General features: G+C 61.0%; 15 protein-coding genes. 6 read left to right on the top strand and 9 right to left on the bottom strand.

All coding sequences use genetic code 11. The features are described from left to right. Nucleotides 1–171: 171 nt before the first annotated feature. Nucleotides 172–1,107, top strand: a complete 936-nt coding sequence (locus AC6I7A_RS18035) for a LysR family transcriptional regulator (RefSeq protein WP_009087744.1) — start codon at nucleotides 172–174, stop codon at nucleotides 1,105–1,107. Here the strand turns inward: AC6I7A_RS18035 and mdcH are convergent. The 9 genes from mdcH to glpD all read right to left on the bottom strand — a co-directional run bounded on the left by mdcH (nucleotide 1,088) and on the right by glpD (nucleotide 9,955). Next, a complete protein-coding gene (gene mdcH, locus AC6I7A_RS18030; protein WP_058956974.1) occupies nucleotides 1,088–1,990 on the bottom strand; it encodes a malonate decarboxylase subunit epsilon in 903 nt (300 codons plus the stop codon). The genes AC6I7A_RS18035 and mdcH overlap by 20 nt on opposite strands. Further along, a complete protein-coding gene (locus AC6I7A_RS18025; RefSeq protein WP_058956975.1) occupies nucleotides 1,987–2,604 on the bottom strand; it encodes a malonate decarboxylase holo-ACP synthase in 618 nt (205 codons plus the stop codon). Before AC6I7A_RS18025 ends, mdcH begins: the two co-directional genes overlap by 4 nt. 1 nt (nucleotide 2,605) lies before the next feature. Then, a complete protein-coding gene (locus AC6I7A_RS18020; RefSeq protein ID WP_058956976.1) occupies nucleotides 2,606–3,565 on the bottom strand; it encodes an AEC family transporter in 960 nt (319 codons plus the stop codon). Between the two features lie 130 nt (nucleotides 3,566–3,695). After that, nucleotides 3,696–4,496 (bottom strand): biotin-independent malonate decarboxylase subunit gamma, encoded by an 801-nt coding sequence (gene mdcE / locus AC6I7A_RS18015; protein ID WP_009087737.1) that lies wholly within the window; start codon nucleotides 4,494–4,496, stop codon nucleotides 3,696–3,698. Next, on the bottom strand, nucleotides 4,496–5,329 hold the full coding sequence (locus AC6I7A_RS18010) for a biotin-independent malonate decarboxylase subunit beta (protein ID WP_058956977.1): 834 nt from the start codon (nucleotides 5,327–5,329) through the stop codon (nucleotides 4,496–4,498). The genes mdcE and AC6I7A_RS18010 overlap by 1 nt, the downstream gene beginning before the upstream one ends. Further along, nucleotides 5,322–5,621: a malonate decarboxylase acyl carrier protein gene (gene mdcC / locus AC6I7A_RS18005; RefSeq protein WP_009087734.1), complete on the bottom strand. Its 300-nt coding sequence runs from the start codon at nucleotides 5,619–5,621 to the stop codon at nucleotides 5,322–5,324. The genes AC6I7A_RS18010 and mdcC overlap by 8 nt, the downstream gene beginning before the upstream one ends. Before the next feature lie 8 nt (nucleotides 5,622–5,629). After that, on the bottom strand, nucleotides 5,630–6,490 hold the full coding sequence (locus tag AC6I7A_RS18000; protein WP_058956978.1) for a triphosphoribosyl-dephospho-CoA synthase: 861 nt from the start codon (nucleotides 6,488–6,490) through the stop codon (nucleotides 5,630–5,632). Then, nucleotides 6,491–8,146 carry a malonate decarboxylase subunit alpha gene (gene mdcA, locus AC6I7A_RS17995; protein ID WP_058956979.1) on the bottom strand — a complete coding sequence of 552 codons (1,656 nt, stop codon included), beginning with the start codon at nucleotides 8,144–8,146 and terminating at the stop codon, nucleotides 6,491–6,493. 303 nt (nucleotides 8,147–8,449) lie between these two features. Continuing rightward, nucleotides 8,450–9,955, bottom strand: coding sequence for a glycerol-3-phosphate dehydrogenase (gene glpD / locus AC6I7A_RS17990; protein WP_058956980.1), 1,506 nt, complete (start codon nucleotides 9,953–9,955; stop codon nucleotides 8,450–8,452). Between the two features lie 225 nt (nucleotides 9,956–10,180). Here glpD and glpE point away from each other — a divergent pair, with 225 nt between their 5' ends. From glpE to malQ, 5 genes are all read left to right on the top strand, one after another. Then, nucleotides 10,181–10,507: a thiosulfate sulfurtransferase GlpE gene (glpE, locus tag AC6I7A_RS17985; RefSeq protein ID WP_009087726.1), complete on the top strand. Its 327-nt coding sequence runs from the start codon at nucleotides 10,181–10,183 to the stop codon at nucleotides 10,505–10,507. A gap of 29 nt (nucleotides 10,508–10,536) precedes the next feature. Beyond that, nucleotides 10,537–11,358 (top strand): rhomboid family intramembrane serine protease GlpG, encoded by an 822-nt coding sequence (gene glpG, locus AC6I7A_RS17980; RefSeq protein WP_009087724.1) that lies wholly within the window; start codon nucleotides 10,537–10,539, stop codon nucleotides 11,356–11,358. A 30-nt stretch (nucleotides 11,359–11,388) separates the two neighbouring features. Beyond that, on the top strand, nucleotides 11,389–12,147 hold the full coding sequence (locus AC6I7A_RS17975) for a DeoR/GlpR family transcriptional regulator (protein ID WP_009087722.1): 759 nt from the start codon (nucleotides 11,389–11,391) through the stop codon (nucleotides 12,145–12,147). A 154-nt stretch (nucleotides 12,148–12,301) separates the two neighbouring features. Continuing rightward, nucleotides 12,302–14,707, top strand: coding sequence for a maltodextrin phosphorylase (gene malP / locus AC6I7A_RS17970; RefSeq protein ID WP_058957855.1), 2,406 nt, complete (start codon nucleotides 12,302–12,304; stop codon nucleotides 14,705–14,707). A 9-nt stretch (nucleotides 14,708–14,716) separates the two neighbouring features. Continuing rightward, the gene (gene malQ / locus AC6I7A_RS17965) at nucleotides 14,717–16,798 is read left to right on the top strand and encodes a 4-alpha-glucanotransferase (RefSeq protein ID WP_058957854.1); all 2,082 of its coding nucleotides are present in this window, start codon (nucleotides 14,717–14,719) and stop codon (nucleotides 16,796–16,798) included. Nucleotides 16,799–16,836: the final 38 nt, after the last annotated feature.

Here is a 16,836-nt window from a genome sequence, read left to right as displayed (position 1 = left end):
CGGCCGGGAAACCGGCCGCACTTTTTTCTGCCCGTTCCGCTCCTCCCTGACCTCCGCAGATTCCGCCTTCAGCCGCAGTAAATCATCCGGCTGCGAGCCAGATCATTACACGCTGGCGGAGAATCGCTACTATGCGGAAAAGCAAAATGACCTTACAGGCAACAGCAGCCCATGAGTGACAATATCAATCAGGAAATTACCTTCCGGAAGCTCAGTGTCTTCATGATGTTTATGACGAAAGGCAATATCGCCCGCACGGCGGAAGCGCTGGAGCTGAGCAGCGTCAGCGTGCACCGCGCGCTGCACACGCTGGAAGAGGGCATCGACTGCCCGCTGTTTATCCACAAAGGGCGCAATCTGGTGCCGCTGCCCGCCGCCTGGACGCTGCTGGACTATTGTCGCGACGTCACGGCCCTGATGGGCAAAGGCATTGAGGAGGCCCGCAAAGTGGCGGGTATCGGCGGAGGACGGCTGCGGCTTGGCACACTCTATTCGCTGACCCTGGAGACCATTCCCCGGCTGATCATGGGCATGAAACTGCGCCGGCCGACGCTGGAGCTGGATCTGACCATGGGCTCTAACCAGATGCTGCTGAATATGCTGGAAGATGATGCGCTGGACGCGATCCTGATTGCCACCCATGAGGGCGAACTCAGCGAGGCCCGGTTTGATGTGATCCCGCTGTTCGAGGACACGATCTGTCTGGCGGCACCGGCTGGCGAAACGGGCAGCGGCGACGCGCCGGTCGATCTGCGTGACTATGCCGACCGCGATTTTGTCTCACTGGCCGAGGGATTTGCCACCTATGCCGGTTCGCAGGAGGCGTTTCAGATCGCGGGATTTGAACCACGCATGGTGACGAAGGTGAATGACATCTTCTCCATGATCAGTCTGGTGCAGGCGGGCGTCGGCCTGGCGCTGATCCCGGGAAGGATGCGGAAAGTCTATGAAAACAATATCCAGCTGCTGACGCTCGCAGCGCCTTATCAGATGCGGCAGCAGGTTGCGATTGTCTATTCGCATCGCCGCGAACGCGACAATGACCTGCTGGCCCTGGCGGCAGAAGGGCGCATGTATGCCCGTAACCTTACCGTTCCAGCCGTTTAGCCAGATGACCTGCCACATCGACGCCGTTGCGTTCCAGGCTGATTGCATCGCCCTGCCAGCCCGCCTGCAGGGTCAGGCCGGTCAGCACATTGCCTGGCGGCATCTCAATCGCCAGACGGGCATCGCGCTGGTTAGCCGAGACCATGGTGTCATACCACTGCACGGTCCGCGCCATATTGAACGCCAGATCCTCGGCGATCTTCTCCGGGTCGTGGATCACCCGTGCGGTTGAGCCGCTGAGGTAAGCACAATCGGGACGGGAGAGGCGCACGGATTCAAACGCACGCGCCAGTTCTGCCGCCGGTTTGTCCAGCAGCGCGCAGTGCGACGGCACGCTCACCGCCAGTCTGATCGCCTTACTGGCGCCTGCCTCCAGCGCCTTCTGCGCCACCCGTGCCATATCCTCATCACGACCGGCAATTACTATCTGCGTTTCGGCATTCAGATTGGCAATGTAAGTCTGGCTGCCGGGCAGCAGCGTTTCCAGATGCGTCAGCGTCAGGCCGGTGATCGCCGTCAGGCCATATCCCTGCGGATAAGCCTGCTCCATCAGGTCGCCGCGCAATGCCACCAGCCGCAGGGCGTCGCTGAAATCGAGCGCACCTGACACCACTGCCGCCGGAAATGCGCCAATCGACAGACCGCTGACGATATCCGGCTTCACCCCGCGACGTATCAGTTCGCGCGCCCACGCGACCCCACTGATCAGCAGGCTGAGCTGGACGGCGCGGGTATGCTGCAGCGCGTCGTCGCTGTCGAGCCTGTCAGTCTCGTCGCCCAGTACCGCCCGCACGCGGGCTAACAGCGCCTCGCCGTCAGGCAGATGCTGCAGCATGCCGGCTCGCTGGGTGCCCTGGCCGGGAAAGGTAAAGAGTATTTTCATAAGGTTTCTCTGCTCCAGGGTGAAGCGGTCAGCAGGGGGCCGGTGTCGGTTTTCAGCAGCACCTGTCCCTCGCGCAGCCACTCGTTGAGGGCAAACGCACCGGCAGGCGTTTCCACCTGGGTATCCACCCGGCACGCCAGCGCGTCGGTCTGGTTCTGCCACCGTTGCAGCGCAGACCTGTCCAGCGGCTGCGGGGCGCGGATCACCAGATCGAGATCGCTGGCGGCGTGCAGCGTGGGCTGCTGTGTCGCCAGCGCATAACCGGTGCTGCCGGTGATCCCCCAGCGCCACGGCCACTCCGCCTCACTCAGCACGATCGCCGCGCGAACCGGGGCAAAGGCACTGAAAGGGGAAGCCTGCAGCAGGGGGCGATCGGCCAGCCTCTCCGGCGTTATCACCCGAACAATATCGTCCGGATGAACCCATCCGGCGGCACGCTGCTCCCGCCGTTCACCGCGCACCCCAATCGGGATCAGACCGGATTCGCGATGATCGCGCCGCACCACCACCGGCAGGCCGGGATGCCAGAACGTCCCGACCCAGCACGCTGAGATCGTGGCTAATGCGCTGCGGTCACGCAGCCAGAGCAGATCGTGGGGGCAGGGCGCGGTCATATTACATTCCTGATGTCAGCGTAATGAACAGGGGCAACGACAGAATAGAGAGCACCGAACTTAACAGCAGCACGGCTTCAGCATCGGGCGACTGAACGCCAAAGCGGTTGCCGAACACCACACCAAAGAAACCGGCCGACAGCGCAATCATCAGGATCGCGGTGATCGCCACTGAGCCGTTCAGCCCCAGCGCCAGCACCAGACCCCAGGCAATCACGGGCTGAATCAGCAGTTTCGCCACCGTGCCGACGCCCACGACGGCGTTGAGTTTCAGCTGACGGGCAGAAAGGATCACACCGGTCAGGAACAGCGCCGCCGCGGTGGCGGCCAGGCCCAGCGGCTTAATAGCTGAAAGCACCAGCTCCGGCATTCTGACGCCCAGCGCAGAAAGCACCACGCCCAGCAGCGGACCCCAGACGATCGGTTTTTTAACGGAGCGCCACATGAGCACCGGCAGCATGGTCAGCGTCGACCCCACATTCTCACCCGCACTGCGCGCTTTTTCCCGCTCCAGAATCAGCAGGCAGAAGGGCGTCATCAGCACCGAACCGCAGGCGATAGAGACAGCGACCGAGAGCGAGGTGGTTGACCCTTCGCCCAGCACGCTGCCCAGAATCGGCAGGCCCAGCGCCGCGTAATTGGGTAAGGCGACGGTCAGCGTCAGCACCGCCGCATCCTGTGGCGACTTTTTAAATACGCCGGTGGCCAGGAAATAGATCGCCGCATAGGTGATCCACATCGCCCCGGTCAGGACCACAATCAGCGGCGACTGCGCCACAATCCCCGACCAGGGTGTCTGCACCGTGGCGCTGAACAGCGCGGCGGGCAGCGCAAAATCCATCACGAAAATATTCAGCAGCGAAACGTCTTTGTTATTGACCATTCCGCACTTACCGGCCCAGAAACCCAGCAGCATAATGACAAAAATAGGCGCAAGGGCATGCACAATTATATAAATCATAAATCACCTGTTATTAAGAAAGAATTTTCCAAAAAACAGCGATGTTTATAATTCTGAACACGGCCACTGCGCCGGGGCGCTGTGACACGCCCCGTCAGACCGGATTCGGCAGGTTTATTTTTTTATCGGTTTACCAGGTCGCGCGCATACGCTCGCGCACCAGGGAAGAGCTGTGACGGTTGGAGGCACCCAGACGGTTTTTCAGGCTCGGGTCCTGACGGGCATCGCCGATCGCCTTGTGCAGCGCGATTTCCACCATCGCCACGTCGGCGTCAGACGGCGCATCGGGATTGCCCACGTTCAGCAGATCGGAGAGCAGACCCAGCGTGGCGAAGTTGCTCACGTCATAGGCCATGGGGGGGATGGTGGCGGCCAGTTTCTCCAGCGACTCCACCGAACGCAGCGTGATACGTGCCGCCGACGCTTTGCCCATGGCGTGAACCAGCACGCCCTGATCGTTAAGCGCAATCAGACGGTTAGCCTGATAGCCGTGTGCCAGGAACGCACCGGACATCGCCTTGCCGACAATCAGCCCGATGACCGGATGGCCGGCCAGGCGCGCATTAGCATAGGCTCCCGCTGCGCCCGCCAGCGCCTGATGAATACCAAATGCCTCTTCACGACGACCATAGGCCTGACTCGGCACGTCGATGACCGCCACAATCGGGCGTTTCACGGCGCTGTTTTTATCCTCTTCCCGCGTTTCATTCACCACTTTCGCCAGCGTCCAGCCCTCCAGCAGACCCACTTCCCCCTGCGCGGCGCGCGGATAGTGGTTCTGAGCATCGGGCACCACGGCGATGAAGCGGACGTTTTCGCCATTCAGCTGGCCGTCAGCCACCTGAACAGAGGCGCACAGGCCACTGAGACGCTGTGCATGAGGTGCGAGTTTTTCCAGCCAGGTTGCACCGCGGCTGCTTGTCTGGGTCATTATTTCTCCTCCCGGGCGAAAAGCTGTTTGATCTGGGCGGTGTCCGCCTGCTGGCGGGTGTCGAACTGCGTCAGACGTGACAGGAAGTCGGCATAATTGTCGCTGCGGTGCTGCGCCGGTACGCCTCTGGCAATGAAGTCATGCATCGCGGTTTTTACCGCGTTGATGCCGTCATCCACCAGCGCATCCACCAGTCCACTGGCGTAGCGGATTTCGCCCCCGGTCATGCTCCAGATAAAGGGCCGATCGCGCGAGTCATACTCTTCAATGCCCGCCTCCTGCTCAATGACCTGCGGGCCGTTCAGGCCCAGGCGCGCTTCCCGTGTCACGATCAGGTAGCTGCAGAGCGCGGCGGCAATCGACATTCCGCCGAAGCAGCCAACGGTGCCGCTGATGATGCCGATCACCGGGGTGTAGCGACGCAGATCGACAATCGCCGCATGAATATCGGCAATCGCTGCCAGCCCCAGGTTGGCCTCCTGCAGCCGCACGCCACCGGTTTCCAGGCAGAGCACCGCCTGCGTCGGAATGCCGTTGCGGTTGTCTTCTGCCGCCAGCTCCAGCGCCGCCGCCATTTTCGCCCCGGAGACTTCGCCCATGCTGCCGCCCTGGAAGGTGCCTTCGATGGCGATAACCACTGCAGGCTGACCGTTCAGCGTGCCGCGTGCCACGACCATGCCGTCATCGGACTGCGGCACCACGCCCTGCGGGGCCAGCCATGGCGACATAATGCCTTCAAAGGGATCCAGCAGTTCGCGATAGCTGCCGGCATCCAGCAGCGTACGGGCGCGTTCACGCGCCCGTAATTCAATAAAGCTGGCGTCGTTACGCATGGCTCACCTCTTCAAAAACCTGTTCAAGACGGATACGAGCCACACCGGGTGTGGCACCGAAATCGTGGATAATCAGTTCGCCGGCCGGCAGGCCGTTGATCAAATTCAGACGGTCAAACAGCGCCTTCCAGCGGGCGTCGCTGTTATCCAGTGAGGTGGTGATATCAACGTTCAGCGTGTCGCCCTGGGTTGCGGTGTACAGTACTTCCATATCACCGGAACCCACGACCCCGGCCAGCGCTCTGCCACTGAGCAGGCGGTTAGCGGGTAAAGATAATGTGATGTGTTCCATAATGGCCTCTAAAAATATGTGTGTTCAGGCGAACAGACCCGATCGATAAACAGCGTCGCCGCGAGCAAATCGGCGGCCCCGCCCGGCGAGGCGTTGAGGGCCAGCATCCGGCGATCAAGCTGCGCCAGCGCCAGCTTTCCGCCTGCGGTGCGGCAGCCGCCCGCCAGCAGTACGGCCTGTGCCCCGTGCTGCATCGCCGTCAGCCCCGCCATCCCTGCCCGTGACAGCACGCAGGTATCGCTGAGCGAAGTCATGATCGCCATCAGCGCATCCAGGCGGGCTTCGCTTTCGCTGGCCCCTACCGCCCGGCTGATCAGCAACTGCGGCAGCGCCAGCTTCATCACGTGAGGAAACGCCTGTTGCGCCTCTTCGCGTGCGCCGGGCACCCGATAGCGGTGCGTCGCTTTTAACCCTTTGCTGAACAGTTTCGGCGCTGCCCGGTCGGGCAGGCTGGCCAGGGCGGCGGCGGTGCGGGTCAGCGGGTCGGCACTGGCAGCGCCGCCATGCATGGCGGCGGCACTTACCAGTAAGCCCAGCGCCCAGATCGCTCCCCGATGGGTATTCACGCCACCGGTGGCCGCCATCATCTGCTGCTCGCCGTCACGGCCCAGACGCCCGACCGTTTCGCGCAGGGCGATATCGGCGGGACGCTGCCAGCTGTGGCGGGCCAGCGCCAGAAAGGTCGGTGCCAGGCTGTGAGCGGAGCGCTCCATCAGCGCCAGCGTCAGATCCTGATGCGCGCCGTTACCCCGACTGTCGACCAGACCCGGCTTAGGGCTCAGACGTGCTTCATCGATCAGGCAATCGCGCGCCAGCGTCGCCAGCAGGCTGGCCTGCGCCTCGGCTTGAGTCTGGGACAGGAGTTTCATTTACCAGCTCCGGAATTTAGCAGGCGGGTTGTACAGACCACCGGACCATTCGACCAGGTCAGCCACGCTGCCCGCGGCCAGCAGTGAACGGGTGGCGTCGGAACGGCGGATGCCCATATCTTCCGGATAGACCACTTTGCCGCTTTTACGCAGGGCCGCGACGCGCGCCGCATCCACACCCAGACCGATGTCGGTAATGCCCGCCACGGCGGCGACCATAGCGCGGCGCTCTTCCAGGCTCTCGGCGCGATAGAGATAGGCGATGCCCTCCTCGGTCAGCACGTGGGTGACGTCATCGCCGTAGATCATCACCGGAGCCAGCGGCATCCCGGCGGATTTCGCGACATCAACCGCATCAAGGGTTTCAACGAAGGTGGGTTTTGCGCCGGCCTGGAAGGTTTCGACCATCTGCACCACCAGTTTTTTCCCGCGCTGCATCGGGTCTGGCTCGGTGATCATGTTCAGCCAGGCGGGGGTCGCGTGACGGCGGCCGTGCGGATCGTGGCCCATATTCGGCGCGCCACCAAAGCCGGAGAGGCGGCCACGGGTCACGGTCGAGGAGTTGGCCAGCCCGTCAACCTGCAGGGTGGCCCCGATAAACATGTCGACTGCGTACTGGCCGGCCAGCTGACAGAAGGCGCGGTTAGAGCGCATCGAGCCGTCGCTGCCGGTAAAGAAGATGTCGGGACGGGCGCGGATATACTCTTCCATCCCCAGCTCGCCGCCGAAGCAGTGCACGCTCTCCACCCAGCCACTCTCAATTGCCGGGATCAGCGTCGGATGCGGGTTCAGCGCCCAGTGTTTACAGATTTTGCCTTTCAGGCCGAGCCGTTCGCCGTAGGTGGGCAGCAGCAGCTCAATCGCGGCGGTGTTAAATCCGATGCCGTGGTTGAGTGACTGCACCTGGTGTTCGGCGTAGATGCCTTTAATCGCCATCATCGCCATCAGGATATGTTCCTGCTTAATCAGGCGCGGATCGCGGGTAAACAGCGGTTCGATAAAGAACGGTTTGTCAGCAACGACGATGTAGTCGATCCAGGAGCCGGGAATATCGACGCGCGGCAGGTCGGTTTCGTCATCGACCAGTTCATTGACCTGGGCTATCACGATACCGTCACGGAACGCGGCGGCTTCCACCAGCGCCGGGGTATCTTCGGTGCCCGGACCGGTGTAGAGGTTGCCTTTGCGGTCAGCTTTGTAACCGGCAATCAGCGCCACATTCGGGCAGAGGTCAACATAAAGGCGGGAGTAGAGTTCGATATAGGTGTGGATAGCGCCGATTTCCAGCTGGCCATCCTGCAGCAGCTGCGACATGCGCAGACTCTGCGGGCCGGAAAAAGAGAAGTCGAGTTTGCGGGCAATGCCTTTTTCAAAAATATCGAGATGCTCACTGCGACCGACGCTGGGCATAATCATGTGCAGGTCGTGAATCTTTGCCGGATTTACCTGCGCCAGGGTGCGGGATAAGAAGTCAGCCTGTTTCTGGTTATTCCCCTCCAGCACCACGCGGTCGCCTGGGGCAATTAAGTGTTCGAGGGCTTCTGTGGCTCGTTCAACAGGAATGACTTTGCCATCAAGGGGGAAGGCGGCCATACGACGCGCTTTTTCATTGCGGCGTGTGTTCCACTCCCGGGCAGGCGTTTGGCCTGTGTTCATTTCAACCTCCTGATTAGAATCGCGGTACTGACGTTTTTGCTGAAGAAAGTCTGCGCGTTCTGCATACCGCGTTCAATTAAGCAAAAAAGCGAAACGTTAGATTTAAGGTAACGATGGTGAGCGGCCTGGCGGCAGGCGAAACCCGAGGCGCTGCATGCAAATGCTGAGGGGGGAAACGGCAGGGTGACAGGGGGAGAGCGTGCGAGGGGAAAGGGCCGCGGCACGGTTTAACCGGTTAAGTTCGCGGTCAGCCACCCATAAAAAAAGCAGGCCGGAGCCTGCTTTCTGCTTACTGCGGCCTGCTTAAGAGGCCAGCGAGAGTGCCGGTTTTGCTTTCGCGGCCAGCCACTCTGCCACGCGGGCCTGCTGCTCTTTCGTCAGCCACATACCCTGTTTGGTACGACGCCAGATAGCATCATCCAGCTCGCGAACCCACTCATGCTGCACCAGGTAGCGCAGCTCCGCTTCGTAAAACTCGTGACCGAAGTTCTCACCCAGATCGTTCAGGCTTTTCGCCCCGGCTAACAGAGTTTCAGTGCTGCTGCCGTAGGTGCGTGAGAAGTGACGCGCCATGTTTTCACTGATGAACGGATAGCGACGACGCAGGCTGGCCGCATAATCCTCACGGGTGCCGGAGATGTTCCCGCCCGGCAACACGCAGTTCTTCGTCCATGCCGGACCGGCGTTCGGATAGTACTTCGCCAGTTTTTCCAGCGCGTGCTCGGCCAGCTTGCGATAGGTGGTCAGCTTGCCGCCAAACACCGACAGCAGCGGCGCCTGGCCGTTGTCATCACGGACATCCAGCGTGTAATCGCGGGTGATCGCCTGCGGTGAGTCCGATTCGTCATCACACAGAGGACGCACACCGGAGTAAGACCAGACGATGTCGTCAGCGGTCAGCTGCTTTTTGAAGTGGGCGTTGAACACCTTCAGCAGGTAGTCGGTTTCGCTGTCATCAATGTTGACGCTTTTCGGATCGCCTTTGTACTCCACGTCGGTGGTGCCGATGATGGAGAACTCATCCATCCACGGAATCACAAACACGATGCGGTTATCTTCGTTCTGCAGGATGTAAGCCTGCTTTTCGGTATGCACGCGCGGCACCACGATGTGGCTGCCTTTGATCAGGCGGATACCGTAAGGGGATTTGAGCTTCAGGCTGTCGTCAAACAGCTGCTTAACCCACGGGCCTGCAGCGTTGACCAGGCCTTTCGCCTGCCAGGTGTAGGTTTTGCCGCTGTCGACATCTTCCGCTTCCACCTTCCACAGACCGCCTTCACGCCAGGCGCGGGTCACGCGGGTGCGGGTCCGCACTTCGCCGCCGCGCTTCACCACTTCCTGCGCGTTGAGCACGACCATACGGGCGTCATCAACCCAGCAGTCAGAATATTCGAATCCGCGCGTGATCTCCGGCTTCAGGGCCGAATCCGCGCCAAAGCGCAGGCTTTTACTGCCTGGCAGGCTGGTGCGTTTGCCCAGATGGTCATACATAAACAGGCCGGTGCGGATCATCCACGCCGGACGCAGGTGTGGACGGTGCGGCAGACGGAAGCGCATCGGGAAGGCCAGGTGCGGCGCCATCTTCAGCAGGACTTCGCGCTCAGCCAGCGCTTCGCTGACCAGACGGAATTCATAATGTTCAAGGTAGCGCAGGCCGCCGTGAATCAGTTTCGAGCTGGCAGAGGAGGTCGCGCAAGCCAGATCCCGCGCCTCCAGCATTAACACCGACAGTCCGCGTCCTGCAGCGTCTGCTGCAATGCCGGCACCGTTGATGCCGCCGCCGATCACGATCAGGTCTTTGGTTTCCACGTCATCTCCTCCGATGTTCGGAATAGTTCACTTATGTTCGTTTTCGAGCATTATCATAGTCGCAAACCAACATTAGCGCCAGCTTTTAACCCGCTAAAAACATTTTTGCGTGATATAGCTAACATTATGTCCACCAAAAAAACAGATACCCGTAACGATTGTCAGGTTATCGGCGTGGCTTCTCGGGTTACACTACGCGCTATTGTGATGACTTTGAGAGATCCCATGGAAACGTTCGAATGTATTGATGTGCAGCAGGCGCAGGCGCGTCTGGCGCAGGGGGCACTGCTGGTCGATATCCGCGATCCGCAAAGCTTTGCGATGGGCCATGCGGCGGGTGCGCTGCATCTGACCAACACCAACCTCAGCGACTTTATCAGTCGTGCAGACCACAGCCTGCCGGTGCTGGTGATGTGCTATCACGGCAACAGCAGTAAAAGTGCAGCACAATATCTGCTGGGGCAGGGCTTCAGTGCGGCCTACAGTATTGATGGCGGTTTCGATGCCTGGCGCGCGGCCTTTCCGCAGCAGGTTGCCCTGGGCAGTGAGTAAGTGGCCGCCTGTCACACGGAGAGTTACTGATGCGCATTACCCAATTTAATCAGCCGCGCATGGCGCAGGCGTTTGTGGACTACATGGCAACGCGCGGCGTGACGCTGCGTATTGAGCATGACCAGCACTATGTCATCATGCTGGATGATGAGAGCCAGTTTTCCGTGGTCGAAAACGAACTTCAGCAGTTTCTGCATGACCCTAATCACCCACGCTATCAGGCGGCCAGCTGGCACAGCGGCAAAACCGACAGCGGGCTGCGCTATGAGCGCAGTAACATCTGGGCAAACATTCGTGAGCGCGCCGGGCCGCTGACGATGACGGTGATGGTGCTCTGTATCGCCGTCTTTATCCTGATGCAGGTGATGGGCGATCAGACCGTGATGGCCTGGCTCGCCTGGCCGGACGATGACCAGCATTTTCAGGTCTGGCGCTGGTTCAGCCATGCACTGCTGCACTTCTCGCTGCTGCACATTCTGTTTAACCTGATGTGGTGGTGGTATCTGGGCGGGGCGGTTGAGAAGCGGCTCGGCAGCGGCAAACTCTTTGTCATTATGCTGATTTCCGCGCTGCTCAGCGGCTGGCTGCAGGCGAAATTCAGCGGCATCTGGTTTGGCGGCCTGTCGGGTGTAGTGTATGCCCTGATGGGCTACTGCTGGCTGCGCGGCGAGCGCGATCCCGACAGCGGCGTCTATCTTGAACGTGGCCTGATCGGTTTTGCGCTGGTCTGGCTGGTGATTGGCTGGTTCGGCGTCTTTGGCCTGGCCATTGCCAACGCAGCGCACGTCGCCGGTCTGCTGGTCGGGCTGGCGATGGCGCTGGTGGATACGCGTAACGTTACGCGTCGGTAAAGAGATTTTGCGGGTTAACAGGAGAGGAATGTGAAGCAGACGCAACGTCATGACGCGATTATCGATTTGGTCCGTCGTCAGGGATATGTCAGTACTGAGGAGCTGGTGGATCATTTTGAGGTCAGCCCGCAGACCATCCGTCGCGATCTCAACGATCTGGCCGATCAGAACAAAATTCAGCGCCACCACGGCGGCGCGGCGCTCCCCTCCAGCTCTGAGAACACCGCCTGGCACGATCGTAAAATGATGTGGTCGGCGGAGAAAGCGCGCATTGCTCAGCGGGTCGCCAGCCAGATCCCGGATGGGGCCACGCTGTTTATCGACATCGGCACCACGCCGGAAGCGGTGGCGCATGCGCTGCTCAACCACAGCGATCTGCGTGTAGTGACGAACAACCTCAACGTGGCGATGCTGCTGATGGGCAAACCCGATTTTCGGGTGATTATTGCCGGGGGCGAAGTGCGCACCCGCGATGGGGCAGTAATGGGAGAGGCGACGCTCGACTTCATTTCGCAGTTCCGGCTGGATTACGGCATTCTCGGCATCAGCGGCATCGATATGGATGGCTCGCTGCTGGAGTTTGACTATCACGAAGTGCGGACCAAGCGCGCGATTATCGAAAACTCCCGCTGTGCGCTGCTGGTTGTGGATCACTCGAAGTTTGGCCGCAACGCCATGGTTAACCTCGGCAATATGAGTCTGCTGGATTACATCTACACCGACAAGATGCCGCCCGCCAGCGTCATGAAGGTGATTGAACAGCATGAGGTGCACCTCGAACTCTGCTGATTCCTGCCACGCCAGCCTCCGGGCTGGCGTTTTTATTTGATTGCTGTCGCTTTTTTCCCCACTCCCGTCTTTACTTAACGATTGCTGGCTCCGCCTGCCAGCCCGTGCGCTTGCCATTTTTGCTTCACCTCATTGCGTAACAGAAGGGAGTGATATGCCGCAGCAGAAATTCAATAAAGCCCGTTTTAACGCCGCCTTTACCCGCCAGTGGCAACACCTCGGCCTCTCTTCCGCTCAGCAGATGACCCCGCACCAGGCGTGGCAGGCGGTCAGTGCGGCCCTGGCGGAACTGCTGGCCGCGCAACCGGCCCCGCGTCCGGCGCAGCAGCAGCGTCACGTTAACTATCTCTCGATGGAGTTTCTGATTGGCCGGCTGACCGGCAACAATCTGCTTAATCTCGGCTGGTATGACGAGGTGCAGGCGGCGCTGGCAGAGCAGCAGTTCGATTTAACGGCGCTGCTGGAGCAGGAGGTCGATCCGGCACTCGGCAACGGCGGACTGGGGCGACTGGCTGCCTGCTACATGGATTCGATGGCCACGGTCGGTCAGTCTGCAACCGGTCACGGGCTTAACTACCAGTACGGCCTGTTCCGCCAGTCTTTTCAGGCGGGCCAGCAGAAGGAGGCGCCCGACGACTGGCAGCGCGAGCACTATCCCTGGTTCCGCCACAACGCGGCGCTGGATGTGGAGGTGGCGATGGGCGGTCGGGTCGAAAAGCAGGAGAACGGCGAGGTACGCTGGCAGCCCGGGTTTACACTGCGCGGTGAAGCCTGGGATTTGCCGGTCACCGGCTACCGCAATGGCGTCACGCTGCCGCTGCGTCTGTGGCAGGCGGTGAGTGCGCACCCTTTTGACCTGACGGCGTTTAATGACGGTCACTTTCTGCAGGCGGAGCAGCCCGGCATTGAGGCGGCAAAGCTGACCAAAGTGCTCTATCCCAACGACAATCATCAGGCGGGCAAGCGGCTGCGCCTGATGCAGCAATATTTTCAGTGCGCCTGTGCGGTGGCCGATATTCTGCGCCGCCACCATCAGGCGGGACGCAGCATTCACAGCCTGCCCGATTTCGAAGTGATTCAGCTCAACGATACCCATCCCACCATCGCCATCCCGGAGATGCTGCGCGTGCTGCTGGATGAGCACCAGCTCGGCTGGGATGAGGCGTGGCAGATCACCAGCCGGCTGTTTGCTTACACCAACCACACCCTGATGCCGGAGGCGCTGGAGCGCTGGGATGAGAAGCTGATGCGCGCGCTGCTGCCGCGCCATCTGCTGATCATCAAGACGATCAATCAGCGGCTGAAAAAGGTGGTGAAACAGCGCTGGCCGGATGACAAAGCGCTGTGGCATAAGCTGGCGGTGATTGCGGACGGTCAGGTGCGGATGGCGAATCTCTGCGTCGTCAGCGGGTTTGCGGTCAACGGCGTCGCGGCGCTGCACTCCCGGCTGGTGGTCAGCGATCTCTTCCCGGAATATCACCAGCTGTGGCCGCAAAAATTCCATAACGTCACCAACGGCATTACCCCGCGCCGCTGGCTGAAGCAGTGCAATCCGGCGCTGGCCGGGCTGATTGATGAGACGCTGAAAACCGAATGGGCCAGCAATCTCGACGCGCTGATCGGCCTGGAACCTTACGCCGATGACCCGGCGTTTCGTCAGCGCTATCGCAGCATCAAGCAGCAGAACAAAGCGCAGCTGACCGACTATATCGCCCGGCACACCGGGATTATCGTCAACCCGGCGGCCCTGTTCGATGTGCAGATCAAGCGACTGCATGAGTACAAGCGCCAGCACCTCAGCCTGCTGCATATCCTCTACTGCTATCAGCAGCTCTGTAATAACCCGGAGGATGTCACCTTCACGCCGCGGGTCTTCCTGTTCGGGGCAAAAGCCGCACCGGGTTACTACCTGGCGAAAAACATTATCTACGCGATAAACCGGGTGGCGGAGGTGGTGAACAACGATCCCCGCATCGGCGACCGGCTGAAAGTGGTTTTTCTCCCCGACTACCGCATCACCGTCGCCGAAATGATGATCCCGGCGGCCGACCTCTCTGAGCAGATCTCTACCGCCGGTTATGAAGCCTCGGGCACCGGCAACATGAAGCTGGCGCTGAACGGCGCGCTGACCATCGGCACGCTGGACGGGGCCAATGTCGAAATCGCTGAGCAGGTGGGCGAGGAGAATATCTTTATCTTCGGTCACACCGTGGAGGAGGTGAAAACGCTGAAGGCCAAAGGCTACAACCCGAAAAAGGTGCGCAGGCAGAACAAGGCGCTGGATGATTTACTGAAAGCGCTGGAGAAGGGCAAATTCAGCGACGGGGACAAGCACGCGTTTGACCTGATGCTGGAGAGCCTGACGAAACACGGCGATCCCTGGCTGGTGCTGGCCGATTTCCAGCCTTACATCGAGGCGCAGCAACGGGTGGAAGCCCTGTGGCGCAACCCGGAAGGCTGGACCCGCGCCGCCATCCTCAACACGGCCCGGACCGGCATGTTCAGTTCGGACCGTTCCATTCGTGACTATCAGCAACGTATCTGGCAGGCACCCCGCTAAGGAGCAGCAATGAAACAGGATTCACTTGATCAGGCCGCCCGTGCTGCGGGTATTTCACTGGATTACATCAACGTTAACGGCGAGAAAGAGGCGATCAGCGACGAAACTAAACGTGCGCTGCTGGCGGTAATGGGCGATCCGCAGGAGGCGGGTAAATCGCCGCTGCCGCCGGTCGCCGTCTTCAGCGGCAGAGGCAAACGTCAGCTGACGCCGCAGGGCCGTGGCGTCTATCGCTGGCAGCTGCAGACAGAGAAGGGCAAATTGCTCAGCGGCGAGTTAACCGCGGGCGAACCCTTTACGTTGCCCACGCCGCTGGCGCAGGGGTATCACCAGCTGACGCTCAGCAAAGGGAAGAAAAGCTGGCAGACGCGGGTCATTGTTGCCCCGCGCCGCTGCTATCTGCCGCCGGCGCTGGAGGCGGGAGAGAAACGCTGGGGCGCACTGGTGCAGCTCTATACCGTACGGTCTGAACAGAACTGGGGCATCGGTGACTTCGGCGATCTCGACCAGCTGCTGGTGCAGCTGGCCGCACGCGGAGGCGATTTCGTCGGGCTGAATCCGCTGCATGCGCTCTATCCCGCCAGCGCCGATTTCGCTAGTCCTTACAGTCCGTCGTCACGCCGCTGGCTGAACATCATCTATATCGATGTCAGACAAGTGGCCGATTTTCAGCAAAGCGCGGCGGCACAGAAGTGGTGGAAAAGTGCCAGAACGCAGAAGGCGCTGGCCAAAGCCCGCGAGGCGGAGCATGTCGATTACGCAGCGGTAATGGCGCTGAAGCTCGCCGCACTGCGCCACGCCTGGGCACACTTTCAGGCCCGTGAGCGCGCCAGCGACGAGCAGCAATCCTGGGCTGAGTTTGTGCGTGAAGGCGGTGACAGCCTGCGTTATCAGGCGGCCTACGACGGCATACAGCAGGCCCGACGGGCTGAGAATGCAAAACAGTGGGGCTGGCCCGCGTGGCCGGAAGGGTGGCGCAACAGTCAGCAGCCGGAGGTGCAGCAGTGGTGCAGGGAGCACGAAGAGGAGATCGCCTTCTGGCAGTGGCTGCAATGGCTGGCGCAGCAGCAGTTCTCGGGCTGCTGGACGCACAGCCAGGCGCTGGGCATGAGCGTGGGTCTCTACCGTGACCTGGCGGTTGGCGTGGCGGAAGGCAGCGCCGAAACCTGGCACGACCCGGAGCTCTACCGCCTTAAAGCCTCTGTCGGCGCACCACCCGACCGCCTCGGTCCGCTGGGGCAGAACTGGGGCCTGCCGCCAATGGACCCGCATGTGATGCAGGCGCGCGGCTATCAGCCCTTTATCGACATGCTGCGAGCCAACATGCGTGACTGCGGTGCATTACGCATCGATCATGTGATGTCGCTGCTGCGTCTGTGGTGGGTGCCCGCCGGAGAGACGGCGGATAAAGGCGCTTATGTCGCCTATCCGGTCGACGATCTGCTGGGGATTCTGGCGCTGGAGAGCCACCGGCTGCGCTGCATGGTGATTGGCGAAGATCTGGGCACCGTGCCGGAGGCGATAGTCAGCCTGCTGCGCAAAAGCGGCGTCTTTTCATGGAAGGTGCTCTGGTTTGAGCAGGAGAAAGATCAGCGCTATCGCGCGCCGCAGGACTATCCGCGTCAGTCGATTGCCAGTGCCAGCACGCACGATCTGCCCACCCTTACCGGTTTCTGGGAGCAGGGCGACCTGGCGCTGGGCGAGAAGCTGGGCCTCTATCCGGGCGACGCGGTGAAGGCACTGCATGAGCAGCGGGCGACGCAGAAGCAGGCTCTGCTGGATGCCCTGCATCAGGCGGGGGCCCTGCCGGCTCGCAGTCAGAAAAAGGCGGAGAAGCTGGCGATGACGCCTGCACTGAACCGGGCAATCCACCGTTTTCTGGCCGACACCGACAGTGCGCTGCTGGGGCTGCAACCGGAGGACTGGCTCGGCATGACCACGCCGGTCAACGTGCCGGGCACGGTAGATCAATATCCCAACTGGCGGCGTAAGCTGAGCAAAACGCTGGAGGCGATCTTTGCCGACAGGGAAGTGAATGCACTGCTGAAGGTGGTCAGCCAGCAGCGTCAGTCAGGCAGGAAAGAGAAGTAACAAGAGCGCGGCAGTCTGACTGCCGCGCTCTTATCCTG

It is taken from the genome of Type-F symbiont of Plautia stali (assembly GCF_059731105.1).
The sequence above is the reverse complement of the archived record's forward strand: the minus strand, read 5'-3'. Positions and strand labels throughout refer to the sequence as shown.